The organism is Thalassotalea profundi (genome assembly GCF_014653195.1).
GTDB lineage: Bacteria > Pseudomonadota > Gammaproteobacteria > Enterobacterales > Alteromonadaceae > Thalassotalea_B > Thalassotalea_B profundi.
The window spans coordinates 193,498-219,345 of sequence record NZ_BNAH01000003.1 but is presented as its reverse complement, the minus strand read 5'-3'; the positions used below and the strand labels follow the sequence as shown (position 1 = coordinate 219,345).

The 25,848-nt window shown below is 35.7% G+C and carries 20 protein-coding genes and 4 tRNA genes; 15 read left to right on the top strand and 9 right to left on the bottom strand.

Features of this window, described 5'->3' with window-relative positions; all coding sequences use genetic code 11:
- Nucleotides 1-197 precede the first annotated feature (197 nt).
- Genes IE155_RS05010 through IE155_RS04990 form a run of 5 tightly spaced genes read left to right on the top strand, consistent with a single transcriptional unit; the run spans nt 198 to nt 7,932 of the window.
- The gene (locus IE155_RS05010; RefSeq protein WP_229817040.1) at nt 198-1,577 is read left to right on the top strand and encodes an MFS transporter; all 1,380 of its coding nucleotides are present in this window, start codon (nt 198-200) and stop codon (nt 1,575-1,577) included.
- Entirely contained in the window at nt 1,570-3,969 is a 2,400-nt protein-coding gene (locus tag IE155_RS05005; RefSeq protein WP_189377002.1) for a GH36-type glycosyl hydrolase domain-containing protein, read from the top strand. Before IE155_RS05010 ends, IE155_RS05005 begins: the two co-directional genes overlap by 8 nt.
- Nucleotide 3,970: 1 nt before the next feature.
- On the top strand, nt 3,971-4,540 hold the full coding sequence (locus tag IE155_RS05000) for a gluconokinase (RefSeq protein WP_189377001.1): 570 nt from the start codon (nt 3,971-3,973) through the stop codon (nt 4,538-4,540).
- Complete coding sequence (locus tag IE155_RS04995; protein WP_189377000.1) at nt 4,537-5,307, top strand: sugar-binding protein; 771 nt, start codon at nt 4,537-4,539, stop codon at nt 5,305-5,307. Before IE155_RS05000 ends, IE155_RS04995 begins: the two co-directional genes overlap by 4 nt.
- Before the next feature lie 15 nt (nt 5,308-5,322).
- On the top strand, nt 5,323-7,932 hold the full coding sequence (locus IE155_RS04990; RefSeq protein ID WP_189376999.1) for a beta-glucosidase: 2,610 nt from the start codon (nt 5,323-5,325) through the stop codon (nt 7,930-7,932).
- 57 nt (nt 7,933-7,989) lie between these two features.
- Here IE155_RS04990 and IE155_RS04985 read toward each other — a convergent pair.
- The 4 genes from IE155_RS04985 to IE155_RS04970 all read right to left on the bottom strand — a co-directional run bounded on the left by IE155_RS04985 (nt 7,990) and on the right by IE155_RS04970 (nt 10,999).
- Nucleotides 7,990-8,066, bottom strand: a tRNA-Val gene (locus IE155_RS04985).
- A gap of 179 nt (nt 8,067-8,245) precedes the next feature.
- Nucleotides 8,246-9,616, bottom strand: a complete 1,371-nt coding sequence (locus IE155_RS04980; protein WP_189376998.1) for an MATE family efflux transporter — start codon at nt 9,614-9,616, stop codon at nt 8,246-8,248.
- A 131-nt stretch (nt 9,617-9,747) separates the two neighbouring features.
- Nucleotides 9,748-9,954, bottom strand: a complete 207-nt coding sequence (locus tag IE155_RS04975; protein WP_189376997.1) for a CPXCG motif-containing cysteine-rich protein — start codon at nt 9,952-9,954, stop codon at nt 9,748-9,750.
- 127 nt (nt 9,955-10,081) lie between these two features.
- Entirely contained in the window at nt 10,082-10,999 is a 918-nt protein-coding gene (locus tag IE155_RS04970) for a gluconeogenesis factor YvcK family protein (RefSeq protein ID WP_189376996.1), read from the bottom strand.
- A gap of 383 nt (nt 11,000-11,382) precedes the next feature.
- Here IE155_RS04970 and IE155_RS04965 point away from each other — a divergent pair.
- The 3 genes from IE155_RS04965 (at nt 11,383) to IE155_RS04955 (ending at nt 11,887) form a co-directional block, all read left to right on the top strand.
- Nucleotides 11,383-11,458 (top strand) — tRNA-Ala (locus IE155_RS04965).
- Nucleotides 11,459-11,535: 77 nt separating this feature from the next.
- Nucleotides 11,536-11,611, top strand: a tRNA-Glu gene (locus tag IE155_RS04960).
- A 200-nt stretch (nt 11,612-11,811) separates the two neighbouring features.
- Nucleotides 11,812-11,887 (top strand) — tRNA-Glu (locus tag IE155_RS04955).
- 136 nt (nt 11,888-12,023) lie between these two features.
- Here IE155_RS04955 and IE155_RS04950 read toward each other — a convergent pair.
- A complete protein-coding gene (locus IE155_RS04950; protein WP_189376995.1) occupies nt 12,024-12,857 on the bottom strand; it encodes a LysR family transcriptional regulator in 834 nt (277 codons plus the stop codon).
- A 279-nt stretch (nt 12,858-13,136) separates the two neighbouring features.
- Between IE155_RS04950 and maoP the strand changes: the two genes are divergently transcribed.
- Nucleotides 13,137-13,490 carry a DUF413 domain-containing protein gene (maoP, locus tag IE155_RS04945; protein ID WP_189376994.1) on the top strand — a complete coding sequence of 118 codons (354 nt, stop codon included), beginning with the start codon at nt 13,137-13,139 and terminating at the stop codon, nt 13,488-13,490.
- Between the two features lie 104 nt (nt 13,491-13,594).
- Here the strand turns inward: maoP and IE155_RS04940 are convergent, their stop codons facing one another.
- Both IE155_RS04940 and IE155_RS04935 read right to left on the bottom strand, forming a co-directional pair.
- The gene (locus IE155_RS04940) at nt 13,595-15,178 is read right to left on the bottom strand and encodes a cation:proton antiporter domain-containing protein (protein WP_189376993.1); all 1,584 of its coding nucleotides are present in this window, start codon (nt 15,176-15,178) and stop codon (nt 13,595-13,597) included.
- 4 nt (nt 15,179-15,182) lie between these two features.
- Nucleotides 15,183-15,800 (bottom strand): arylesterase, encoded by a 618-nt coding sequence (locus IE155_RS04935; protein WP_189376992.1) that lies wholly within the window; start codon nt 15,798-15,800, stop codon nt 15,183-15,185.
- On the opposite strand from IE155_RS04935, the gene IE155_RS04930 reads away from it, so the two are divergent.
- From IE155_RS04930 to IE155_RS04920, 3 genes are all read left to right on the top strand, one after another.
- On the top strand, nt 15,799-16,542 hold the full coding sequence (locus IE155_RS04930) for an ABC transporter ATP-binding protein (RefSeq protein ID WP_189376991.1): 744 nt from the start codon (nt 15,799-15,801) through the stop codon (nt 16,540-16,542). The two genes, IE155_RS04935 and IE155_RS04930, sit on opposite strands and share 2 nt — an antisense overlap.
- A gap of 15 nt (nt 16,543-16,557) precedes the next feature.
- Entirely contained in the window at nt 16,558-19,110 is a 2,553-nt protein-coding gene (locus IE155_RS04925; protein WP_189376990.1) for an ABC transporter permease, read from the top strand.
- A gap of 125 nt (nt 19,111-19,235) precedes the next feature.
- Nucleotides 19,236-20,285 (top strand): AI-2E family transporter, encoded by a 1,050-nt coding sequence (locus tag IE155_RS04920; protein ID WP_189376989.1) that lies wholly within the window; start codon nt 19,236-19,238, stop codon nt 20,283-20,285.
- Between the two features lie 2 nt (nt 20,286-20,287).
- On the opposite strand, the gene IE155_RS04915 is transcribed toward IE155_RS04920, so the two are convergent.
- Nucleotides 20,288-20,767, bottom strand: a complete 480-nt coding sequence (locus tag IE155_RS04915) for a DUF2947 family protein (RefSeq protein ID WP_189376988.1) — start codon at nt 20,765-20,767, stop codon at nt 20,288-20,290.
- Between the two features lie 279 nt (nt 20,768-21,046).
- Between IE155_RS04915 and IE155_RS04910 the strand changes: the two genes are divergently transcribed.
- Together IE155_RS04910 and IE155_RS04905 are read left to right on the top strand one after the other, a co-directional pair.
- Nucleotides 21,047-21,697 carry an ANTAR domain-containing response regulator gene (locus IE155_RS04910; protein WP_189376987.1) on the top strand — a complete coding sequence of 217 codons (651 nt, stop codon included), beginning with the start codon at nt 21,047-21,049 and terminating at the stop codon, nt 21,695-21,697.
- Nucleotides 21,697-22,773, top strand: coding sequence for a CmpA/NrtA family ABC transporter substrate-binding protein (locus IE155_RS04905; protein WP_189376986.1), 1,077 nt, complete (start codon nt 21,697-21,699; stop codon nt 22,771-22,773). The genes IE155_RS04910 and IE155_RS04905 overlap by 1 nt, the downstream gene beginning before the upstream one ends.
- Before the next feature lie 15 nt (nt 22,774-22,788).
- On the opposite strand, the gene IE155_RS04900 is transcribed toward IE155_RS04905, so the two are convergent.
- Nucleotides 22,789-24,141 carry an MATE family efflux transporter gene (locus IE155_RS04900; protein ID WP_189376985.1) on the bottom strand — a complete coding sequence of 451 codons (1,353 nt, stop codon included), beginning with the start codon at nt 24,139-24,141 and terminating at the stop codon, nt 22,789-22,791.
- A gap of 297 nt (nt 24,142-24,438) precedes the next feature.
- Here IE155_RS04900 and IE155_RS04895 point away from each other — a divergent pair, with 297 nt between their 5' ends.
- Complete coding sequence (locus tag IE155_RS04895) at nt 24,439-25,848, top strand: efflux transporter outer membrane subunit (protein ID WP_189376984.1); 1,410 nt, start codon at nt 24,439-24,441, stop codon at nt 25,846-25,848.

The window sequence follows — 25,848 nt, the reverse complement described above, 5'->3', positions numbered from 1 at the left end:
ATAGGGTTATTTTGTCTTATGAATAATTTGTAATTATTGCATATAGAGCTTTTATTCTAATTGTATTTGAAATAAACATTGAAAAATATGAGTTATATTAGTTAGTATTGAAAGCGCTTACATTTTTGCTTTAGTGATAAGTTATAAAGATGTTTGCCTTGTAAATTATAATAATAATGAGATCAATGAGAATTCTTATGGAAAAATCTACATTCAATAAGCAGTTAACATTAAAAGAAAAAATAGGCTACGCCTGTGGTGATGTCGCTTCGAATTTTTATTGGCGTGTATTTGATGTTTTTCTTTTTATTTTTTATACCGATGTATTTGGGATCTCTGCAGCTACTGTGGGAACCATGATGTTAGTTACACGGCTAATTGATGCTTTTTCTGATCCGTTAATGGGAGCACTTGCTGATAGAACACAAACCCGTTTTGGTAAATTCAGACCTTATTTACTATGGGGGATCATACCTATTGTGGCTGCAGGAGTATTAACTTTCACTGTTCCTGATTTAGATGATAATGGGAAAATAATTTGGGCTTATGCAACGTACATCTTCATGATGTTGGCTTATACCTTTATTAATGTCCCTTACGGTGCTTTACTAGGCGTCATCACTGGCAACTCTCAACAACGAACCACTTTAACGAGTTTTCGCTTTATTGGTGCTTTTTCTGGGGGGAGTTTAGTTGCTTACTTAACACCTGAACTGGTAGTAGCGTTAGGACAGGGAGATACTGCGGCTGGTTGGCAATACACGATGGGGCTTTATGGTCTTGTAGCTGCTGGTTTATTTATCTTCACATTCTTTTCAACTAAAGAGCGTATATCGCCACCCAAAAATCAACAAACCTCTGTTATTCAAGACTTAAAAGACTTAACAAAAAATAAACCATGGATTGTATTATTTGTATTAGCACTGGTCATCATGATGACCATATCTTTGCGGGCAAGTACTGGTACTTTTTATTTTAAATATTACGCAGAGCGTGAAGACTTGATTGGTAGCTTTTCTATGGTCTATATGCTGGCGTTAATGTTAGGGGCCGCTGCGACTCCCATAATGACAAAGTTCTTTGATAAGAGAAAATTATTGCTTTGTTTAATGGGTATTGTTGCGGTGTTATCAGCTGCCTTTTATTTTATCCCGAAAGATAATATTGCTTTGATGTTTATCTTACAAATAGCTATAGGCTTTGCTTTAGGACCAAAATCACCTTTAGTATTTTCTATGTATGCTGACTCAGCAGACTATTCTGAATGGAAAACCGGTAGGAGGGCAACAGCTATGATTTTTTCAGCCGCTGCATTTGCTCAAAAGCTTGGTGGTGCTTTTGCTGGTGCAATGATTGGTTGGTTGCTTGCTTCAATGGGATATGTAGCTAATCAAGTGCAAACAGGTGATTCGCAACAAGGTATTTTGTTATTAATGACCTTTATCCCAGCTGCTTTTGCTTTTTTAGCTGTGTTTTTGATTAGGCTATATCCGCTTTCTGATGCAGAATTGTTAAAAGTACAATTTGAGCTGGCATCTAAAAAGTCATCAGCAGATGGAGGGCATGATAATGACTGATAATGTCAATTATAATGTGCAACAAGCGAATGATTCTCACTTGTCAAAAGTCGTACTAAATAGCCCGTTGTCAATGCCCAATGCTTGTGCATTCTTATGGAATCCTCAGATGTTGCTTCAAGCTAATTGTCGTGGTTACGTGGTTGCTCAGCATATGCAACCTGAGCCTGCAAAATATTCTTATGCACCTAATATTGAAGCAAAGACTTTTATTCAACCCGAGCATAATTATTTTGCCCATCACCCAGGACGTTTTTTTTATATAAAAGATGAAGCTACCGGAGAATTATTTTCGGCGCCTCATGAACCTATGCGCGTTAAAGTGGACTCTTACCAATTCATTGCAAGTAGTAATGAAATTAAATGGCAGATTTCTCATTTACAATTGAATATCACTATAATTGTAACGTTAACCGCAGAAGATGTAGTTGAACGTTGGTCTTTGACAGTTGAGAATTTATCAAAAGAATTTCGAATAATCAGTGTTTATCCTTATTTTTCTATAGGTTATATGTCTTGGATGAACCAATCAGCAAGCTTTAATTCTGAGCTAAATGCCATTGTTGCTGATTCTGTGACCCCTTATCAAAAAGTCGAGCAGTATTTTGAAAATAAAAACCTTAAAGATAAAACCTTTTTAGCGTCTAATAAAAAGCCTGACTCTTGGCATTGTAACCAACAATTTTTCGAAGGAGAAGGCGGTTTACATAATCCTGATGCTATACAAGATAAAACATTAGGAAATATAGAAGCGATCTATCAACAACCAACGGCGGTAATGCAATTTCGTGAAAAACTTGTTAGTGGTAGGAAAGTTGAATATGAATTTCTATTTGGTCCAGCATCTACTGAATTAGCTATTCAGCAAATGAGAGAAAAGTATTTTGGTGGCAGAAATTTAGATTTTCACGCCAAGCAATATATTAAATATCTTAATCAGGGAAATGGTTGTTTACACTTAGAAACAGGAGATGTTGAGTTTGATGAGTTTGTTAATCATTGGTTACCACGTCAGATGTTTTATCATGGTGATGTAAATCGATTAAGTACAGACCCGCAAACACGAAATTATATTCAAGATGCTATGGGAATGTGTTTTATACAGCCGAATAAAGCACGCTTAGCATTTATTACCGCGTTATCTCAGCAACATAGCAATGGCGCAATGCCTGATGGTATTTTATTACACGAGAAGGCAGAACTAAAATATATTAATCAAGTCCCTCATGCAGACCATGGTGTCTGGTTGCCTATTTGTTTATCTGTTTATTTAAGCGAAACAGGGGATAAGTCACTTCTACATGAACAAATTCCTTTTAATGACATAACTCAAACACGGTCCTTTATTGAACATATTGAATTGGCGTTAGACTATTTGCTTAATGCGACTGATCATCGAGGGCTTAGTTTTATTGAACAAGGTGATTGGTGTGACCCCATGAACATGGTGGGCTACAAAGGTAAAGGTGTGTCAAGTTGGCTTTCACTAGCCACTATTTATGCTGTGAGATCTTGGTGCGAAATTTGTGAGCAATATAATCTAAACATTGATATAGACAAATATCGTGAATATTTATTTGCTGAAAAAGCAATGATAGCGGCTGTTAATAAACATTTTTGGGATGGGCATTGGTATGCACGAGGTATTACAGATAACAATGTGGTGTTTGGTGGTCATAACGATAGTGAAGGCCGTATTTATCTAAACCCTCAAAGTTGGGCTATTTTATCTAACTGTGCTGATGATGAACAAACAGAAAAGTTAATTTCTAGCGTAAAGGAACAATTATCGACCCCATTTGGCATGATGATGCTAGCTCCTAGTTATACGGCAATGAGAGAAGACATTGGCCGCTTAACTCAAAAACATCCAGGTGTGTCGGAAAATGGTTCAGTGTATAACCATGCGGCCATATTTTATATTTATAGTTTATTGAAAATTAATAAAATTGATCAGGCCTTCGATTTATTAAAATTAATGGTACCTTCGAGTGAAACAGCACTTAAAACGGGTCAATTACCGTTATTTATTCCTAACTATTATCGCGGTGCATATCATCAGTTTCCTGAGCAAGCGGGTCGCTCCAGTCATTTGTTTAATACGGGGACTATCGCATGGTTTTACCGCTGCTTGGTTGAACATTTATGTGGTATTACCGCAAAAGGGGATAAAATTTATGTGAGTCCACAGTTACCTAAAAAATTATCATCAATAAAGGGTACGCGAATAATACGTGGAATATCGTTTGAGTTTTATATAACGGCGGCTGATATTGATGCGATAGAAGTCATTCATAATGGTAATAGAATTAACGGCACTATTTTATCAAATATTGAGAACGATAAAACTAATAAACTATACATTAAACTTCCCAGAAAAGAAGATGATTAGCATGAGTGATAATGTAAAACGTAGTGCCCATCAAAATAAATTATTTCATGAGACTAAGCCGAGGTTAATTATTGTAATGGGGGTTAGTGGTAGTGGTAAATCAACAGTTGCACTACAAGTAGCATCAGGTCTAGATTTTACTTTTCTGGATGCTGATGATTTTCATACGCCAGAAGCAAAACAATGTATGAGTCAAAATATTCCCCTTACAGATGAAATGAGAAAACCATGGATAGAAAGTCTGTGTTTTTCATTGATTCAATATCAGCAAAGTCAAACATCTGTAGTATTGGCATTTTCTGGCCTTAAAGCAATGTATCGTAAACCTTTTCGTACTTTAGGTTTTTCTTCGACATTTATCTTACTTAATGGATGTGAATCACTCATCGCAAAAAGATTAGAAGCACGTCAAAACCACTTTGCTAATAAAGCCTTATTAGCAAGTCAATTTGATACGCTAGAACTCCCTTTAGATACAGAAAAGGATATTGTCACTCTTGATGTGTCCTTATCTGTTAACAGGCTTGCTCACTCTATTATTAATATAGTACGAAAGGATAATTCTAAATGAAAATATTGGCTGTCACATTCCCTATTATTTTTTTACTCGTTGGTATACTACCATCGAAAGTATTGGCTAAAAAATATATTTATCATGCAGATAATGAAATTAGTATTGATGGTGTACAAGAAACTGAGTGGCAAAAAGCGAATTGGCAACCTATGAACCAACTTATGTTGGGGGAAGCCCCGTCAAGTGAAGATTTTACTGGTAGGTTTAAGTTGTTGTGGGATAGAAATTACCTCTATATTTTAGCTGAAATAACCGATGATATTTTATTTGATCAACATCCAGATCCATTGTTTAAATACTGGGATGACGATTGTTTAGAAGTGTTTATTGATGAAGATGCATCAGGTGGCGATCATCAGTATAACTTTAATGCTTTTGCCTATCATATTGCGTTAGACAATCAAGCTGTTGATATTGGCGAATTATTAGACGGTAAAAAAGAAAATTTTATTTTATTGAACGATCATCTAAACAGTGTTTGGAAAAGAAGTAGTACTTCCCCTTATAAAATAACTTGGGAAGTGGCTTTGAAGGTTTTTGATGATTCTTATCGTCACTCAAATAGAAAAACGATAAAACCTCAGCAATTAATTGAAGGTAAAAATATCGGATTTATGTTGGCTTATTGCGATAACGATGGCAGTAAAGAAAGAGAGCATTTTATTGGTTCGGCTAACATCATTGCGCACAATGGAGATAAAAATCTAGGTTATAAAACGGCTGACGTTTTTGACAAATATATACTCATTAAAAATTTAAAATAAAGGATATTAAACTTTATGTCATTTCATAAAATTAGTTTATTAACAGGGGCTATATTACTTAGTGCTTGTGGTGAAAAACCACTGACAGTAAATAATGATATAGCTAATGAGAAAACCATTAACACTACAGCCGCAGTCAATAAAAGAATAAATATTGAAGAGAATGTTGAGCGTTTGCTTGAACAAATGACGTTAGAGGAAAAGATATCGTTGACTCATGCCAGCGGTAAATTTCATGTTAACGCTATTGAACGTCTTGGAATTCCTGAAATGTGGCTTTCGGATGGTCCTCATGGCGTTCGACATCAAATTGAACGACATAGCTGGGATTCAGCTGGTTGGACTGATGACCATTCGACTTATTTACCTCATTTAACGTCTGTTGCCGCTAGTTGGGATATAGAAATGGCACATTTACATGGCAGTGTTTTAGGTGCTGAAGCCAGAGATAGAGGTAAAGATATTATACTTGGGCCTGGAGTGAATTTAGCGCGATTACCACTTTATGGACGTAATTTTGAGTATATGGGAGAAGATCCCTTTTTAGGAGCAAAATTAGTCGTCCCAACCGTTAAAGCAATTCAAGCGAATGATGTATCAGCTAATGCAAAGCATTATGCTTTAAATACTCAAGAACTTAATCGAACAGGTGTTAATGCCAAGCCTGATGAGCGTACTTTACGAGAAGTATATTTACCCATATTTGAAGCTGCGGTTAAAGAAGGTGGAGTTTACAGCTTGATGGGGGCCTATAATGAATATTACGGTACGAATGCGAATCAAAGTAAACATTTAGTTATGGATATTTTAAAAGGTGAGTGGGGCTTTGATGGTGTGCTTTTAACGGACTGGAATGTTGATATTAATACATATGATGCTGCAATGAATGGATTAGATTTGGAAATGGGCACCAATGTAGATAACTATGACGACTACTTTTTAGCTAAGCCTCTACAGAAAATGATAGAAGAAGGCAAGATACCAGTATCTGTGTTAGATGATAAAGTTCGACGAATTCTTCGGTTACAACAACGTGTAGGACTATATGATGATAATCGTCTTAAAGGAGAAAGAAACACCAAAAAACATCAAAAAATTGCCAGAAAAATAGCAACAGAGGGTGTTGTATTACTGAAAAATGAAGTAGTTGACGGGAAGCCTGTGCTACCTTTGAATCAAAAAGCAATTAAAAATATTCTAGTGTTAGGTCCTAATGCTGATAAAAAGCATGGCACAGGTGGTGGCTCTTCAGAAGTTAAGTCTTTATATGAAATTACGCCACTAGCAGGCTTAAAGGCTAAGCTTGGTGATGATGTTAATATTCAAGTAATGCGAGCTCGTAGTAGTGTTTTAGCGCCAATAGCGAGTGATTATGTGGCAAGCCGTCATTGGACAGGGACTGCGGCATGGAATATTAGCTATTTCTCTGATAATACCTATAAAGAGCTGCTTTCTGAATCTTGGATTGTTGATTCAGCGTTTAATGTAAATAAATTAGCTAAAGAAAACCAAAGCCAGAAAAAACAATTTATAAAAATGAGTGCAGATATAAAGCCACTAAAAAGCGGTATTCATACTTTAAAAGTAGATAGCTTGGGAGATTTTGAACTTAAAATTAACGATAACGTTGTTATTTCACTTAAAGGTAACAAGGATCAAAATGTTGAGCTAAAGCCTGCTAGTTTTGATATTTCATTAACTGAGAATGAGGTCTATGCGTTTGAGATTAATTATGAGGGTAACCAATATTTCACTTTAGGTTGGGATGCCCCAGGTAATTTATTTACCGATGAAAAAGAATATTTAGCCGCGGCAACTCAAGCTGATGCTGTAATATATTTTGGCGGATTAAGTCATGGTGATGATCGAGAATCAATAGACCGCCCTGATATGAAATTACCCAATAGCCAAGATGAAATTATAGCTAAGTTAATTAAAGCAAACCCTAATACGGTTGTGTTTTTAGTCGCAGGATCTGCTGTAGAAATGCCATGGGCTAAACAAGCTAATGCTATTGTTTGGGGCTGGTATGGTGGAATGGAAGCAGGACATGCTTTTTCTGACATATTGTTTGGTGATATAAACCCAAGTGGAAAAATGCCTATTACCTTACCTGAAAAACTTGAAGATGTTGCCGCTATAGCGCTAGATGATTACAACGCAACTGAATCATTGTATAAAGAAGGAGTCTTTATTGGATATCGTTGGTTTGAGCAGCAAAAAATCACCCCTTTATTTCCTTTCGGGCACGGTTTGTCTTATACCCAATTTAACTTTTCAGATATGAAATTATCCAGCGAAACATTACACAAAGATGAATTGTTAACGGTTTCAATTACTATCACAAATATTGGTAAAGTTGCTGGTTCTGAGGTAGTACAACTCTATTTGCATGATAAAGAGGCAAGTGTTGAGCGTCCTATTAAAGAATTAAAAGGCTTTACTAAAGTGTTTCTCGAGCCAAACGAAAGCAAAACAGTTTTAATAACATTAAATAAACGTGATCTTTCGTTTTGGGATATAAATACTAATAACTGGCTAGCTGAAAACGGAGAGTTTGAAGTTATGTTGGGTTCTTCTTTATCAGATATACGTGCTTCAAGCGTTTTTAATTACGTAAATTAGTATTTAGCGTTGCTATAAAAGCTAAAAGGCAGCCCAATAAGGCTGCCTTTTTTAATGTGGTGGGTGTGACTGAATTCGAATCAGCGACCTCTTCGATGTCAACGAAGCGCTCTAACCAACTGAGCTACACTCCCATAGTACCTATTTTCACAATGAATAAAGCTAGGTAAAACATTATTCATAACTACTGATTTATATAAAAATATCGGGTAATCAATGTTGAAACAATCAACGGAGCGCTATGTTAGCTATCTGAAAAAAGAGTTGCAAGTTGTTTCGTTAAATTATTTAAAATATCCATTTAATTGGTTATTTATAATGCAACTAGCGCTTTTTCAAGCCTTGTTTGTACTACTTTTAACCGCCATGCTAAAAAGATAGCCGCGCTGGTTAATCCCGAAATAAAACCAATCCAAAAGCCATAAGGGCCAATAGGCTCTATGAACCAATCTGTTAATCCTAAAATTAAACCAATACCTAAGCCAATGATCCAATATGAACAAAAAGTAATATATAAAATGGACTTGGTATCTTGATAGCCACGTAAGGCACCAGCCGATATCACTTGAATGGCATCTGAAAACTGAAATAGGGCGGCTAAAAACATTAAGCTAGCGGCTAGTTCAACTACCTTTGTATCGGTTGAATAGATAGTCGCTATTTGTTCCCTAAAGGTGAGGGATAATGCTGCGGTAAGAACAGCTATCAGTAAACCAAGGATAACAGAATGCTTGCAGAGGGCTTTTGCTGCATTTAAATCTTTATTACCTACAGCAAAGCCTACTTTTATGGTGACAGCCATGGCAATACTTAAGGGAACCATAAAGACCAGTCCAGAGAAGTTTATGGCTATTTGATGGCTTGCAACGATCTCAGAGCCAAAAGGAGCAAGCAATATAGCGACAACTGAAAATAAGCTCACTTCAAACAGTAGTGACATCGCAATTGGCACACCAAGGACTAAAATCGCTTTTATTGCATTGATGTCAGGCCAGTATATTTTGCCAAGTAATGGAGCATGCTTTAATTTTTTTGTGGTAAGACCGTAAATAAGCATGCCAACAAACATTGCCCAATATACAATTGCTGTCGCTAAACCACAGCCAGCACCACCTAATGCGGGCGCACCAAATTCCCCATATATGAAAATATAATTAGCAGGGATATTTATAAGTAAGCCAATAATACTGATAATCATTGTTGGTTTAGTGTGGGATAAACCTTCCGCATAATTTCTTAAGACAACGTATAAACAAAAACCTGGTCCACCCCAGACAATGTAACCAAGGTAATCAAACATGAGAATTTTAAGATCTGATTCTAAACCTACCTTTTCAAATAATATGGGAGAGAGGATATAAAATAAGCCAATAATGCTGACCCCAAGGAATAATGCAATCCATGCGGTCTGAAATGTTTGATTTGCTATATCGTTAAATTTTTTGGCCCCGGCAAGTTGAGATACAATACTGGCTAGTGCCATAATTACCCCATAAATGGTTAATATTAACGGTAACCAAATACTGCTTGCTACAGCGACCGCTGCCATATCAGTTGCACTAACACGACCAGCCATTACCGTATCTGCAAATCCCATTAAATTTTGAATAAGCTGGGCGATTAAAATGGGGTAGGCGAGTTTCATTAAACTCTTGGTGTCTTTAAGGAATGCGCTAACGATCATGAAGCTCTAACAATTTATACTAAAAAAGATAAGCCGTGATCATATAGATTTAATTGTAGCGTGCAAAGGTTTGTCGACTTTATTTTAAAACACACAAAATATTAAGCAGAATATCCATAAGGATATAGATATTAGAAAATTTGTTCGTCATCACTATCAATAGCTAATTGAATCTTTTGATGGTAATCGTCGATATGCATATTTAAATGAATGTCTTTACAACAAGATGGGCACTCTTCGTAATAATCCTGATCACCTTCTGATGTGTCTAAGGCTACAAACAGGTGATGCCCGCAATGGGGACATTCAATGCGTTGCTCTGTAAGTGATTGAGACATAAAACCTCCACATATCAATATAAATGGGACTATTCACCCTTTAATTATGGTGTAAATATGTGAGATTGCGAGTTATGTAGCAGTAATAAAGCAGATAATTAAGTAACGTATTGATAATGTTTGTTTACTATTTATTGACTATATCAGGGAAATGTTGAAGTTGTGCATTGGTTATACATAATTCAAGAGCTTTAATTAACTTTTCACTATCATGATAATGTGAAATCTTTTCATTTGCGAGATCACAATTTATCACAGGCAATATATTCGATGTTACTTTTCTACTATGGCAAATTGCAGAGTCTATGGGTAAGCAACCAATATTATTTTTAATCCAAGTTAACTTTTCATCGAGCGTTAATTTGCCAGCAGGACTGTCTTCTTCAACAATATTATCAATAAATACGCAGTGTCCATTACTTTCATTAATCGCATTAACAATATCACGAATTAATAAAGGTGGTATTACACTGGTTAAAAAACTGCCAGGCCCTAAAATAATCAAGTCTGCTTTTAAAATTGCTTTTTTAGCTACCTCTAAAGTTTTTACTAGGGGAGCTAACATCAGTTTTTCCGGCATTACAGGCATTTTGTCTACGGAAAGCTCTCCAACACGACAACGACCCTCAGGGTAAAATGCCATTAAATCGGTAGGGGTTTCTGACATAGGTAATACTGGTGTTTTTACACGTAATATTCTTCGAACTAATTTTATCGAATCTAAAGGCCTAGATTGGATTTTTCCTAAGCCGTATAAAATTAAGTTACCAAGATTATGACCGCCTAATTCATCTTCACCTTCAAAGCGAAAATCAAATAATTGACTGCCAATAGAGTTATTGTCGACTAACTGGGTTAAACAATTACGTAAATCTCCCCATGCAATTGAACTAGTGCGTTTTCTAAGTCTGCCTGTGGATCCGCCGTTATCTGTAGTGGTCACTATACCTGTTAATTGATTTTCTAAAAATGAAAGGGTGGAAAGTACTCGACCAAGGCCGTGACCACCACCAATTGCAACTATATTTAGCTTGTTTAACGGCATATATGACTTTCGAACAAATAGGGAAGTGCTAACAATACCGCTAATTAGCTAAAAAATAAAGTAACAATAATGTCAGAGCGCTTGTTCAATGGTATAGTGGTAGTCGTAAATATCTATTAGCTTACCAAGGCGTTAGAGACTTATTTAAAAAGCTATACGATAGATATTGTGCTAACGCTAAGCGCTTGATAACACAAATTTTAGTCAAGTTGATGGAATACTAAACACTTGACTGTGTTCTTATAAAAAAAAGACTATAATTTTAAATTAATAGTTGACAGTAGAGGGGGCTCTGCTTAGAATGCGCCTCGCTTTCAACGAGTAGATGTTGCACTTGTTTGAGCTGCAAAATTTGATACTAGGCCATTAAATTTTGTGAAAGAGGGGCTATAGCTCAGCTGGGAGAGCGCTTCGCTGGCAGCGAAGAGGTCTGCGGTTCGATCCCGCATAGCTCCACCAAGAATTTTAGAATTGTTTAACGTTAAATTGTTAAAGAGTTCATTAATTAAGTGAAAACTTAATTGACACGTAATTGTGTCCCTATCGTCTAGAGGCCTAGGACACCGCCCTTTCACGGCGGTAACAGGGGTTCGAATCCCCTTAGGGATGCCACATTAAAAAGGGTAAAGTAAACTAGGTCTTATTTTATCCTTGTTTATTACTTGAAGTTTAATTGTAAGTGATAAATAAAAACTGTTTGACGCGTAACTAGGCTTAATTAGCTGTATGTTACTGAATAGGGTGAATAACCTTATTCAAAGCTCAGTGTATTGATAATGATTAATCATTAAAGGTACTCAACGAGTTTCTGCGTCCCTATCGTCTAGAGGCCTAGGACACCGCCCTTTCACGGCGGTAACAGGGGTTCGAATCCCCTTAGGGATGCCACTTTTAAGTATAAAAAAGCCGACATTATGTCGGCTTTTTTATGTGTTATTTTTATCTTGTCCTGAAATGTGTTTACACATTTAGGACTTATTTTATGAAAACTACTAAAACTGACCCTCCTAAATAATCAATGTATTTAGTAATTTGTGCTTTCAATAAACTCCCCATATTGTTTAATTAACTCTTTTGAAAATGAACTATTTTTACTAACCATATAAATTGGTCGTTTTATCATTAGTGGCGAATCTATGATAAATAGTTTTTTTTCTTTGATATATGGCATTACAAGTTCTAGAGGGAGATAAGCAAACCCACCTTTAGATAAAATGACTTCTAGAGCTATCATTGCTGTCGATGTTTTAAGTAATGGTTGAAATTTATGATAATGATTATGCTCTTTGCTAAATGTTAACCCCCAATCTACGAAAATATACTGATGTAATATATTGTTTTGATCAGAAGAAGAGCCAACGAGTGCTAATTCAAAATGAGCAATGAGTTGGTTGTTATAATCTTCATCTTTAATAGGGTCTGTTAATAAGCCTAAGTCTAGAGTTTTATCACTTAATTTTCGCTGTATGGCTTCTCGTACTGAAATTTCGGTGCCTAGTGTTACGTTGTCAAAAAATACGATAGATTCATGAATTCGCTTACTTAAAAAAGCATCCCAGATATTAGGAGTCGCAGCAATGTTAAAATTAATTTTTTGTTGCTGAGTTAAAGCAAGGGTTTGTTTTGATTGTTCTAATTGCTCAACCAGTAAGTAAGCATGTGTAAGTAGGGCGTCACCAGATGCTGTTAATTTTAAATTATTTTTATTGCGAATAAATAATGCAGTTGCATAATATTCTTCTAATTGTTTTATACGTGCACTCACAGCAGCTTGTGTAATAAATAAGTTTTCAGAGGCGCGCCCAAAATGCTTAGTTTCAGCGACTTGAATAAAGGTTTTAAAAAGTCGAATATCCATCAAAATAAATCATTTTTATTAAAGTTCCTCTAATTTAAGCAAAACTTGTCGATACGACAAATTATTTTTGTTTTCTTGAGGGGATAAATTCAATTACATTCAGCCAAAGAGTTCATTGTGTAGGAATTAGTGTTTAAAAAATTTCTGAATAATTAAGTAAAAGTACTACAACTAATGTTAGCTGAGCAGCATTTAAGGTAGTAAAAAAGCTAATAGAATTGATCTTTAATTAATGAAAATATTCTTTAATTAACCTAATTTTTTATGTGAGGTATACAAATGGATACGACAATTAGAATAGGTAGCCGACTTTTTTTGGGTGATATTACATTTTCACATGGAATATCACGTAGTGGGTATTTTAATAAACGTGAATCGCATGATCTTGAAATGTATGGTTTAACTCTAGAAGGTCTTTATTCTGGCGTTTTAACGGCAACAAATGAAGAAGAGCAGCAATTTGTTGAGCAAGTGATGCAAGATGAAGAAAGTAGCTTATATCCTGTTAAACTATGGAAAAAATATTTAGCAGCAGTACAAAAATCAAAACGTCGACATGGCTTTATGGCTAGTGAGTCAAAAAGTTCAGCACCAGCACCAGCAATTGCAGAAGTTGAGATGGACGATTTTTAATCGCTTATGTGAAGTTGTTAATAAGGCTTACTTGTAGAATATAAAAAAGAGTTAATTATGTGTAGTTTCACAGTAATTAACTCTTTTTTCATTTACGCTAATTTCTAAATGTTATTGATTAAGTTTTTATTGATTATCTCCATACTTTCTTCAGCAAAACCAACACCAGCCTCAGTATAAAAGTTAAATACTTTATCTACACCGAACTCTTCTAGTTCTTGTCTTTCATCATCATATCGGGCTATAGCCGCTATTTTTCCTTGAAATTGTAGACGTTTTAACTGAGTAGTGATACTCATGCTGTCTTGCATTGAAGGTAAAGCTAACAATACAAGCTTAATGCTATCTAGATTTATATTCTCCCAAAAATCCACATCTTCAGCATCTCCAGTATAAGCTAAAATGTTGTTATTATTTAACCATTGCACTTTATCTTTATCAGTATCCAACCCCCAAACTTTCCCGGGATTATGCGTATTAAGCGCTGTAAATGCCCCCATACCAACACGGCCCATTCCAATAATGATAATTGGTGCATCTGTAGGTTGTACAAAATGATCTTCTGGGAGGCGAGTGTTTGATTCATATTTTTTAAACCAGTCTTTATGATTTGCAAAAAATTCATGAGCTGAACTATATAAAATATTGGTAATAAGGAATGAGATAGTAACGGCTATTGATAAAATGACTAACCACTCGTTGCTTAGCCAGTTTTCTTTAACACTCAAAGCACATACGATTAAACCAAACTCACTAAAATTGGATAAGGTTAATGCAGTTAAAAATGCAGTTCTTCCACGAACCTTTAGTTTGATTAGGATAAAAAAGAATAATGCAAACTTTATTGGTAGTAACAAGGTTAGTGCTATAGCAATACCAAGCATTTCCCAAGTTGGTAATGCGGTAAAACCTATAGATAAAAAGAAGCCAATTAAAAATATATCTTTAAAACTTAATAATGATTTAGTGATTTCACTGGATTTACTATGAGAAGCGATATACATACCAGCTAGTAGGGCACCTAAATCACCTTTTATGTTAACGAGGTCAAAAAGTTCATAGGCACCAAAAGCCAGAAAAAAGCCAAATAAAGGCAGCAACTCACCGTGGCCAACTTTGTCAATGAGTTTATTAATAAAGCCTTTTAAAGGGATAGCTAAAAGTAATAATAAGGCCCAATAGCTAGGGGTTTTTCCTGTCGCAATAACGAGAAATAGTACGGCAATTACGTCTTGCATTACTAAAAAGCCAATAGCTATTTTACCATGTCGAGTTCGCATTTCGCCTTGTTCTTCTAAAAGCTTAACGACGCAAACTGTACTACTAAAACTTAGCGCGAAAACCACAAGAGCAGCACTAGTTGTACTGAGATCAATGAAATATATAATAGATAAAATAGCAAATAGCTTTAACGCAATGAGTGAGCAAATAACCCAAACGATGGTGTGACTAATACTGCCTATCCAAATTTCATTTTTAAGTAAATCTTTAATATTTAACTTAAGCCCAATGGTGAATAACATTAAAGTTATTCCCATATTGGATAATTCAATAATAACTGAATCAGCCTGATAGCCTATTGCATTTAAAATAAAACCAGCGGCTAAAAATCCTATTGAAGGGGGTAAAGTGACTAATTTACTTAATAAACCACAAGCAAAAGCGAATAATATCCAAATAAATTCCATAAAATTATTTCATCATCTGTTTTAACTGTTCACCAACAAAATCAGCAATTAATGGTTGTGCTTCTACATTCGGGTGAATGCCATCTGCCATCATTAAACTTGAATCTTGTGCAATTTTCTCCATAAAAAAAGGAAACAGAGTGACAGACTTCTCTTGAGCTACTTCATCAAATACTTGTTCAAAGAGTTGTAGGTAACGAGGACCATAGTTTGGGGTTATTTTAATTTTAATTAGTGACACTTTAATGTCTTGTGCCTGAGCGATAGTAATCATTTGTAACAAATTGCTTTTTATTTTTTTCGGAGCATAGCCTCTAAGGCCGTCATTCCCGCCTAATTCAATTAATAAGTGATCAACTTTTTGATCGGCTAATATCGCAGGAAGCCTAGATAAACCACCACTTGTTGTCTCTCCACTAATACTGGCATTAATAAGTTGGTAGGGGGCTTTTTCTTCTTTTAAACGCTCATTTAGTATGTACGCCCAACTTTGTTCAGGTGCCATTTGATACCCAGCACTAACACTATCGCCTAAAAGTAAAATTGATTGTGTGGCCCAAGCAGTGTTAAATAACGTATAGAGAGTTATTAATAAACTAAAATACAATGGATATTTTTTCATGCAGTCAGCTCCCGAAATTATTTTAAAAGTTAATGCGTTAACCAAGTCTGTCCTCTTAGAAGAGAAAACACTAGAATTATTACAACCAATTGAACTGAGCGTTAATGCAGGTGAATCACTCGCTATTGTAGGCTCTTCAGGTTCAGGTAAAACGACTTTATTGTCTATTCTTGCAGGACTTGATGTACCAACGAAAGGTCAAGTTTATCTTAAAAACTACCCATTACACCAGCTAAATGAAGAACAACGTAGTCAAGTACGTGCTGAACACGTTGGATTTATTTTTCAACAATTTCTGTTAGTTAACAGTTTAACTGCACTTGAAAATGTCATGTTACCTGCTGAGTTGGCTAATTTACCTGATGCAAAAGCTAAAGGTCTCGATTTATTAAAACAAGTGGGGTTAGCACAGCGGGCTGATCATTATCCCTCGCAATTATCGGGTGGAGAGCAACAGCGTGTTGCAATAGCCCGTGCTTTTATAACGCGACCTGATATTCTCTTTGCTGATGAGCCAACTGGTAATTTAGACTCAAAAACAGGTAAGCATATTGAAGATTTATTGTTTGAATTGAATGAAAAGTTAGGGACAACGTTAGTGTTGGTAACACATGATTCGAAATTAGCGGGGCGTTGCAAACGCCAAGTTGAAATGGATAGTGGGGTGCTTACTGAAAAATTAAGCGTTAAGTCTAATGAAGAAGACGTTTCTAATTCTCAAACACAGTCGTCAATAGCGTAAAGTGAGATTAATATAATGGAGATAAAAAAAAGTACGAGTTGGTATAGTCATTCACTACGCTTATTAAAAAATGAAATTCGACGTGGTGAACTTACCATTATATTTCTTGCTATTGTACTTGCTGTGGCAACGGTATTCTCACTTGCTGGTTTTACTGAACAAATTAAACAGGCTATTGTAACTAGCAGTACGAATACTATTGCTGCCGATCGGGTGTTGCGACTTAATAGCCCTGCTTCCACTGAAATACTCTCAAAAAGTAAAGAAGAAAAGTTACGCGTTGCTAGAAAGATAGAAACAGAATCTATGGCTTTTGCAGGTGATAATATGTTACTTGCTGAAATAAATGCAATTTCCAGTGAATACCCATTACGTGGTGAACTGCGTATAAAAACGTCTGAAGACCAGCAAGATACTATTCTTGTAAATGGGCCACCTGAAGGTAGTGTTTGGGTTGAAGCAAGTGTGTTAAGTAGAATGCAAGTTGACATAGGGGACACTATTGAAATTGGCGTTTTACCTTTAACCATTGGTGGAATTGTTACAGATATACCTGATCGCTCTTATCGTGCTTTTATTGCAGGCCCATCAATATTTTTAAATATTGACGACATGGAAAAAACAGAGTTAATTCAGCCTGGTAGCCGCCTTGAATATAAGTATTTATTTGCAGGTGAGCAAGATAATATCGAATCATTTGAAAAATGGTTAACCCCTCAATTAAACGATACGCAAAGATGGTACGACGCCAAAGCGGCACAAAATCGTTTATCACGTGTACTTGACAGTGCAGAAAAATTTCTGTCGTTAGCCAGCATGTTAGGTATCGTCTTAGCGGCTGTTGCCGTTGCTGTGGCAAGTCGACGTTATGGTCAAAGACATCAAGCAACTGTTGCTGTATTTAAAGCGTTAGGTGCTACTATTAACCATATTAGTAAAGTGTATATTATGCACTGGGGCTTATTAAGCGTTATTAGCATAACTGTTGGGTTATTGTTGGGGTATGGACTTATTTTATTAGGCCAAGAGGCCGTTAAAAACTTTATTGAACTTGATAATACAACTTTAACCTTAATGCCATTTATAACGGCTATTGCTACTGGCTTAATTTGTGCTATTGCCTTTGCAATACATCCACTTAGTGAATTGATGAAAACATCGCCGTTACTTGTTATTCGAGGAATGTCTCAGCTAACCAAAAATAAAATGAGTTTGCATCATGCTATCCCACTTGTTGCATTATTCGTTTTGCTATTTATGTTTAGTCAAGATTTGAAAATGAGTGCCTCATTATTATTTGGAGGCTTGTTAGTCTCGTTGGTTTTACTTGGTTTTGGGAAGCTGCTTATGACCGCTAGTAGAAGTGCAGGTACAAAAGCAGGTAAAGCCCTTCATTTAGCTCTAGCAAATTTAAAACGTCGAGCCAACGAAAATAGTGTACAACTGGTAAGTTTTACTATTGCTATTCAATTATTGTTACTGATAACAGTAATGAAAACTTCAATCATAGAAGAATGGCAAGAACAGTTTCCTGAAGGAACTCCGAACCATTATTTGATGAACATAACAGAGCAACAAGTACAGCCTTTATCAGATTATGTCGAACAAGAAGGTATTGCCAACCAAGGTTTTTATCCTGTTTATCGTGGGCGATTAGCAGCAATTAACGATGAAAAAACAGTATCAAAAAGAAACCGAAATACTGGTAACGACAATGAACTAGCTACTGAAAAGTCAGATAGTGAAGAAGAAGGCCGTAGAGGTATGGGACGAGAGCTCGGGTTAACATGGTTTAACGAAGTACAGCCTAATAATGAAGTCATTGAAGGTACTTGGTGGGAAAGTAATGACCAAATGCCACAAGTATCTGTTGAGAGTAATGTTGCAGAGCGATTAGATATTAAATTAGGCGATGAGCTTACGTTTACACTGGCTACTAATACTCTTAAAGTTCCTGTCACTAGTATTAGGAAGGTTAACTGGCAAAGCAGGCAACTTAATTTTATTATGGTGTTTAATAAGGCGGCACTGGAACAAATAGAAACAACATCAATTTCTGCTTGGATGGTACCAGAAGATAAAAAAAATGAGGTTTATAAGTTTTTATCCGAGTTTCCAACTATTTCTATTATGGATTTTGGTGCGATTATGAAGCAGCTTAATAAAATGATAGAACAGGTTTCTGTGGCGATTGAACTTATATTAGTACTTGTGATTTTAGCGGGTAGTTTAGTCCTTGTTGCACAAGTTCAAGCAAGCATGGAGGAACGTGAAAGAGAGCTTGCTATTCTACGCACACTTGGCGCCAAAGGCAGTTTACTGAGAAATAGTGTGTTGTTTGAATTTGTTGCCCTTGGTGCAATTGCGGGATTAATGGCAAGTGTAGCTATGGAAATTGCCGTTTACTTATTACAAACGCAAGTATTTCAAATGGATCCTAGTTTTCATTTTGATGCTTGGGTTATTGGTATAGGGGCAGGGGCAAGCTTTGTTGGTGTTATGGGGATGTTAAGTTGTTGGCGTCTACTTTCACTTTCAAGTGTTACTCTTATTAGAAGAACAATGTAAAAGGTATTGAAATAGCAAGAAAAATAGTTCATTTACGTTTCTTGAATACAAGTAATCAGATATAGTACACACAATAAAAGTAACCAGGTATCACTGGTTACATACACCAATTGAACGAATAAAATATGTCCAATATAGACTATAAGAGCGGAATTTTAAAAGCGTTGCTAGTTACAGCATCATTATTTGTTGTGCTTGCCGGAATTAAAACTGCCACGAATATTTTAGTTCCATTTTTACTCTCTGTTTTTATCGCGATTATTTGTAACCCGTTAGTTAAAAAAATAGAGCGTTTTAAAATACCTAAACCACTTGCTGTTGTTGGTGTGATTATCGTTTTTGTTGCTATTGCACTTTCTTTAGCAGGGTTAGTTGGTAACTCATTAACCGAATTATCGCAATTATTACCTGAGTACAGAGAACAGTTACAAAATGAATTCACGTGGATTGTTGATAAATTAGCAACTTTTAATATAACTATTTCATCTGCTTTGTTAGTTGAATATTTCGATCCTGCCGCAGCAATGGGGCTAGCCGCTGATATGCTGAGTGGTTTGGGCGGCGTAATGGCTAATCTGTTTTTAATTATTATTACCGTGATTTTTATGTTGTTTGAAGCGCCTAGCCTTCCTGCAAAAGTACATTTAGCTTTAGATGATCCAGAAATGAGAATGCAGCAAATCGATAGATTTTTATCATCAGTGAATCATTATTTGGCGATAAAAACCTTAGTCAGCATCGCAACAGGTATTTGTGTATCAATGATGTTATGGGCAATCGGTTTAGATTTTTACTTATTGTGGGGAGTATTAGCGTTTTTGCTAAATTATATTCCTAATATCGGTTCGATAATCGCCGCGGTACCAGCCATGTCTTTAGCTGTTCTACAGTTAGGCTTGGCACCAGCTGGTTTTATTGGTTTGGGCTATTTGGCAATTAATACCGTTATGGGGAATGTGGTTGAGCCGCGATATTTAGGGCGAGGCTTAGGGTTGTCAACGTTAGTGGTATTTCTCTCTTTAATCTTCTGGGGCTGGTTATTAGGTACTGTAGGAATGCTATTATCAGTTCCATTAACGATGATCATAAAAATAGGCTTAGAAAGCTCTCAAGACGGTAAATGGCTTGCTGTTCTACTTTCAGGTGATGAAGAGACAATTATTCCTAATGATTAAACTTATTTCTTATTTTTGTTACCTAACTTAAACATGCCGTCAGACGTAAATTGTACGGCTTGTTGACGTTTTTTACCTAATAAAATGGTACCATCATCAAGAAATAAGAAGTTTTTCCAACAACGTTTGAAGTTAATCCATGTTGTTTCAATAATAAGGTTACGATTAATACAATAATACACCGTCGTATTATTATCCCAGTTTAAATAATCGCTGATACTTTCAGGTAAGTCAGGCGCATCAGATTCCCATGTGCTTTCCCATTCGCCATTGTCAATCCAAGCCGCTTTATTGGCTGGCCAATCACCTTTTTTGAAAAAATCAGGGTGGTCAACTTGTTTACTTATAGACTCATCCCATACATTATTTGCGCGTTTTTGGGCTAACGGTTTAATTAATTTTTTAAACTTATCTTCTAATGGCATACTTTGATGACGAAAAATCCACGCATACTTAAAATCGTTGAGTTCTATATAGTTCATTGTTTCCCTAATTTGGTTGAATAAAATGGCCAGGACGCTTGGCTAAGCTTTATATAGAGGTTTGATCACTAAAGCAACTCTATTGCTTAAATATCAATAACAATAATTACTCCATTTATTTTCACTAATTTAGCGCATCATTGCATCATAATAACTCAATGTTATAAGGTATATAAAAAGATTAAATCATAACTAATTGTATTTATTCGAATTATTCTTTTGGCAAGTTACTTGAATAGTATGCAATTAATAGTAGTAGAGTTATGAAGTAAGCCTCTCATGAATTTATCAATGAATATGACAACCACTGACAATGCTAAGTTTAATGTATTGTTAGTTGAGAATGATCCTGCAAAATCTAATCAATTAATTAAAGCATTAGGTAGTAACAATTACGATATAGTTCATGTCAATCAAGAACAGTTATTACAAGAGCAAAAAGCACATGGAAAAAAATCATTACTAGAATATGTTGAGCAAGAAGCGCCCGATATATTAATTTTAGATATTGAATCTCCAGATAGAGATGTTATTGATAGTTTAACTCTCCTAGATAATACATCACTTATGCCGATAGTAATGTTTTCAGATCAAACAGATACTAGAGTTATTAATAGTTTAATCAAAGCAGGTGTCAGTGCTTATATATGCGGTTCAGTAGATAGTCGACGCATTGGCAGTCTATTAAATATAGCCATGATTCGATTTAATGAAAATCAAAAACAGGCAAATAGGAAGATCAGTCACCCCCGTCTAATAACAGATCCAAAGATAATTGAACAAGCAACACAAGAATTGATTCAACTAAAGGGAATAACAGCTAAAGAAGCTTATTTGGTGATAAACAAAACAGCGATGAGTAATAATCAGAGTATTGAGGATGTTGCCAAAAATATTATCTCACTTGCCAAAATGCTGGGTAATTCTTAATGTTAAATGTCGACTTATTAGAAAAAACTCATATAACACTTGGCTATATCCCATTAACTGATAGTGCACCGTTAATTATCGCAAAAGAGCAGGGGTTCTTTGCTAAGCATGGTCTTAATGTTACCCTTGAAAAACAGCATTCATGGGCAACGTTAAGAGATAAACTTCATGCAGGTGTTATAGATTGTGCTAGTTTATTAGCCCCTATGCCAATCGCAAGCTCCTTAGGACTTGGAGGCGTTAAAACACATGTTATTACGCCAATGATTTTGAGCCAAAATGGTAACGCCATAACCCTCTCTAAGCATTTTTATCAACAACTTCAGGCACAAAATCCGACTCATTTAACATTACCATTAGGTGCTAGTGCTTTATTACCCATTATTAAAGCACGTAGAATAAAAGGCGAAAAAGTTAGACTGGCAACGGTATATCCTCATAGTTGTCACTATTACCAAATATTAACCTGGCTTGAAAATAATAATATTAATACTGAAGCGGTTGATATTCGTATCATTGCTCCTAGTAATATGATTCAAGCTCTAGCGGCTAATGAAGTCGATGGTTTTTGTGTTGGTGGCCCTTGGAATGCAAAGGCTGTACGAGACGATGTTGGTGTTACTGTTGCCACATCGTGTGATATTTGGCCTAATATGCCAGAGAAGGTTTTAGCCTTATTAGCTAGCTGGCAACATCAGCACCCAAATACCACTATACAACTTGTTAAAGCCTTATTCGAAGCTTGTAAGTGGTTAAATAGTATTGTTAATCGATTTGAAGCTGCACGTATTATGAGTAATAAAAAATACTTAGGTGTTGAACTCGGCGCTATCGCACCCTCGTTAATTAGCAGTTGTTTAGTGAGTAAAGACGAACCTCCCAGACAAGTTATTAATTATAACCGTTTTTATGCACCTGATTCCCCGTTAATGAATAAACCTGATATATATTCAGGTGAATGTTTGTTCAGTTATATGAGAAAATTCAAACATATTGATAACGACATCATTAAAGATAACTTTATCAGCACTGTATACAGGCAAGATCTCTTTGTTGATGCTTTGAAAGCGAAATAGCGTTTCTACTGCTTTTTAATCCGCTAAGTTTTTAAGCCAATACTTTGCTTTCATTCGATAAGTAAACATAAAAAACTTTACGACTTCTTCGGAGTAGGCTGTAAAAGCTACCCAAAACAAAGGTAAGTTAAAATAAAATGCAGCAATAAAAGTTAGCGGAATACTAACAAACCACATACCAATGGTATCAATGAATAAGCAATATTTATTATCGCCACCGGCACGGAGTATGCCTATTGCAACGGTCATATTATAAATTTTTATACAAGTACCTAAGGCGATAAGTAAAAACACCTCACTGGCAAGTGCTAAAGTTTGAGAGGGTAGTTGGCTAAAGGGCATGAAAATGTATGACTGCATACTTAGAGCACCAGCACCAAAAGTAATTGCCACAATTGGTGCAGATATTGAAAAGCCTTTTGCTAATCGCCATGCGTAAGCAAAGTCGTTTTGCCCTAGTTTGTGTCCTATTTGAATTGAACAAGCGCTGGCAAAACCAAAAAATAAGGCGATAAAAAGCCCCTCTATTGGGGTTAATAAACTCATTACCGCTAATTCTTGCGTGCCCAGTTGTCCGTAAATTAACTGATAAATAAAAGTACCTGACGACCAAACACCGTAACTAAGCATCATAGGCACTGCTATTTTGAATAATTTAATCCACTGATGATATTGATTAAAATCAGATAGCGCTAAAAACTTTGGATTAGCATTAGAACTGATCTTGGTAACAGCATAGAGGATAATAAGTAAATGAACAGCACGAGAAATAGTTGTCGCCCATGCTGCGCCGTCAACTCCAAGCGCTGGAACTCCTAATCCTCCATTAATAAACCAATTATTAAGCACAATATTTAGTAATATCGCGATAACACCAAATACCATAGGTGTTTTGGTTTTTGACATGGCCCTAAATGCGCTTTCTATCACTTGCACAACAGCAATAAATAATAAGCCGGGTATACATATTTTCAGATAGGAAGCACCTAAATTGATAACCTCGTTATCATTAGACGCAAGGGAAACCACATCGTCAGCAAGATAAAAGTTAGCAATGATGATCGGGATTAAAAAAATAATAGCAATTATAATCGCCATTACTGTTGTTTGAGAAATTCGCTTTAATGCGTTTGCACCAAAATATTGTGCACCAAGTACCCCAACACCACCGGCTAGTCCAGTCATGAGTACTAACAGTACAAATTGTGCTCTATTTCCTATACCTACAGCAGCCACAGCAGTGTCACCTAAGTGGCCAACCATAATTATGTCTACCATTCCAAGCATAGTAACCAAAATATTTTGCAATGATATTGGCCAAGCAAGCTTTGCACTTTGCTTGATGGTGGCAAATCGAGATGATGGCATAGGTACTAATGTCTATAGGAATTATTTAGAAACGCCATTTTATCCTAAATTAAAATAAATGTAAGAGCTTACATTTATAAGCAGTGGTTTTTCTTATAAAAAGTAACTTATTGTATATATATTCTTTAATCTTTATCAATTTTGATTGGGAAGATACAAATTATCGTATAAACAATGGTTTTCATCTTAAATGTAAAGCTATGTAAAGCTAATTGTTTCAAAATGAATGCCTTAGTATCATGTGTTTGAAATGCTATATGGTTAAATACCATTTTTATATAGGTAGAAATTATAACGATGAGTCGTAATATAAAGTTAAAATATTTACTGCCAACGGTTGCTATGCTTACGGCTTGTGCCGGACCCAGTGCTGTTACCGATGCAGTAAAGCAACTTGAAATCCCTAAGCATTGGGTAAGTAAACCGCTTAATAATATAGCAAGTATTGGTATAGATAATTGGGTCAATAGTTTTAATCATCCTCAACTTTCGCAGCTTATTCGCCAGGCGATAGATAATAATTATAGTTTTAAAGCGCAAGCAGCTGCATTAGCTATTGCCAAAGAGCGCATAATTGTTGCTGATGCTTCTGATCTTCCCGAGTTATCATTAACATTAAATCAATCACGCCGAAAAACGGTTGAAACTTCCGGTAGTAGCTATAGTAATTCAGCAGATATAAACCTTAAGCTTAGCTATGAATTAGATTTATGGGGAAAACTGTCAGATGAACAGGCTAAAGCCCAACTCACTTATGCAAGTGAATTAGCAAAATATCAACAAGCTGAGTTAACTTTGGTTGCTGATGTTACCATCGCTTATTTTGCTTTAGTTGAAGCTAAATCGTTACTGACTTTATATCAGGAAAGAGCAAGAAACTTACAAAGTAATTTGGATATGATCCAGTCGTCTTATCGTTTAGGTTTGACTGACGCGCTTGATGTTTATTTAACTCAAAATAATGTCAGTAGTGAATTAGCGAGAGTCGCAGAACAACAGCAGCAAGTTTCGAGTAAGAGCCGCGCATTAGAGCTTTTGTTAGGAGAATACCCTGATGCTGATATTGCATCGGATGTTGAGTTAATGTCTTTAGATACAGAATTAGTACAAGGCATACCATCTGATATCTTAACCAGACGTAGTGATATCATGTCTTCTTGGTATGATTTATTGGCCACAGATGCCAGTCTAGCTATAGCACATAAACAACGATTTCCACTTATTTCTTTAACAGCCTCAACCGGTGACAGCTCTAATGAATTAGGAAATTTATTAGACGGTGGTGCAATGGCATGGTCGCTTATTGGCAATTTAACTATGCCATTATTTAATGCGGGTCGTTTAGCTTCGCTTGAGGAACAAGCAAGATTAGCGGTTATTCAAAAAGAACAACTTTATTTACAGGAAGTGTATCAAGCATTTTCAGATGTTGAGAATAACCTTGCCAATGCTAATAGCCTTAAGCAACGTTATGAACATTATAAAAAAGCGAAAGATAATGCTATTTCAGCCGAAAAAATATCATTCGATCAATATTTAAAAGGACTTGTTACTTATACTACGGTACTTGAATCACAACGTCGTGCATTTGATGCACAATCCACATTAATTCAATTACAAAACCAACTATTAAGTAATCGTATTTCACTATTTGTTGCTTTAGGCGGTTCGCCATTTAGCGAAACAGCCAGCTTACAGAGTAAATAA

What these genes read in the sequence shown, in the direction of transcription:
- IE155_RS05010 (WP_229817040.1), top strand. Translation starts at nt 198, where the DNA reads ATGGAAAAATCTACATTCAATAAGCAGTTAACATTAAAAGAAAAAATA.
- IE155_RS05005 (WP_189377002.1), top strand. Translation starts at nt 1,570, where the DNA reads ATGACTGATAATGTCAATTATAATGTGCAACAAGCGAATGATTCTCAC.
- IE155_RS05000 (WP_189377001.1), top strand. Translation starts at nt 3,971, where the DNA reads ATGAGTGATAATGTAAAACGTAGTGCCCATCAAAATAAATTATTTCAT.
- IE155_RS04995 (WP_189377000.1), top strand. Translation starts at nt 4,537, where the DNA reads ATGAAAATATTGGCTGTCACATTCCCTATTATTTTTTTACTCGTTGGT.
- IE155_RS04990 (WP_189376999.1), top strand. Translation starts at nt 5,323, where the DNA reads ATGTCATTTCATAAAATTAGTTTATTAACAGGGGCTATATTACTTAGT.
- IE155_RS04980 (WP_189376998.1), bottom strand. Translation starts at nt 9,616, where the DNA reads ATGATCGTTAGCGCATTCCTTAAAGACACCAAGAGTTTAATGAAACTC.
- IE155_RS04975 (WP_189376997.1), bottom strand. Translation starts at nt 9,954, where the DNA reads ATGTCTCAATCACTTACAGAGCAACGCATTGAATGTCCCCATTGCGGG.
- IE155_RS04970 (WP_189376996.1), bottom strand. Translation starts at nt 10,999, where the DNA reads ATGCCGTTAAACAAGCTAAATATAGTTGCAATTGGTGGTGGTCACGGC.
- IE155_RS04950 (WP_189376995.1), bottom strand. Translation starts at nt 12,857, where the DNA reads ATGGATATTCGACTTTTTAAAACCTTTATTCAAGTCGCTGAAACTAAG.
- maoP (WP_189376994.1), top strand. Translation starts at nt 13,137, where the DNA reads ATGGATACGACAATTAGAATAGGTAGCCGACTTTTTTTGGGTGATATT.
- IE155_RS04940 (WP_189376993.1), bottom strand. Translation starts at nt 15,178, where the DNA reads ATGGAATTTATTTGGATATTATTCGCTTTTGCTTGTGGTTTATTAAGT.
- IE155_RS04930 (WP_189376991.1), top strand. Translation starts at nt 15,799, where the DNA reads ATGCAGTCAGCTCCCGAAATTATTTTAAAAGTTAATGCGTTAACCAAG.
- IE155_RS04935 (WP_189376992.1), bottom strand. Translation starts at nt 15,800, where the DNA reads ATGAAAAAATATCCATTGTATTTTAGTTTATTAATAACTCTCTATACG.
- IE155_RS04925 (WP_189376990.1), top strand. Translation starts at nt 16,558, where the DNA reads ATGGAGATAAAAAAAAGTACGAGTTGGTATAGTCATTCACTACGCTTA.
- IE155_RS04920 (WP_189376989.1), top strand. Translation starts at nt 19,236, where the DNA reads ATGTCCAATATAGACTATAAGAGCGGAATTTTAAAAGCGTTGCTAGTT.
- IE155_RS04915 (WP_189376988.1), bottom strand. Translation starts at nt 20,767, where the DNA reads ATGAACTATATAGAACTCAACGATTTTAAGTATGCGTGGATTTTTCGT.
- IE155_RS04910 (WP_189376987.1), top strand. Translation starts at nt 21,047, where the DNA reads ATGAATTTATCAATGAATATGACAACCACTGACAATGCTAAGTTTAAT.
- IE155_RS04905 (WP_189376986.1), top strand. Translation starts at nt 21,697, where the DNA reads ATGTTAAATGTCGACTTATTAGAAAAAACTCATATAACACTTGGCTAT.
- IE155_RS04900 (WP_189376985.1), bottom strand. Translation starts at nt 24,141, where the DNA reads ATGCCATCATCTCGATTTGCCACCATCAAGCAAAGTGCAAAGCTTGCT.
- IE155_RS04895 (WP_189376984.1), top strand. Translation starts at nt 24,439, where the DNA reads ATGAGTCGTAATATAAAGTTAAAATATTTACTGCCAACGGTTGCTATG.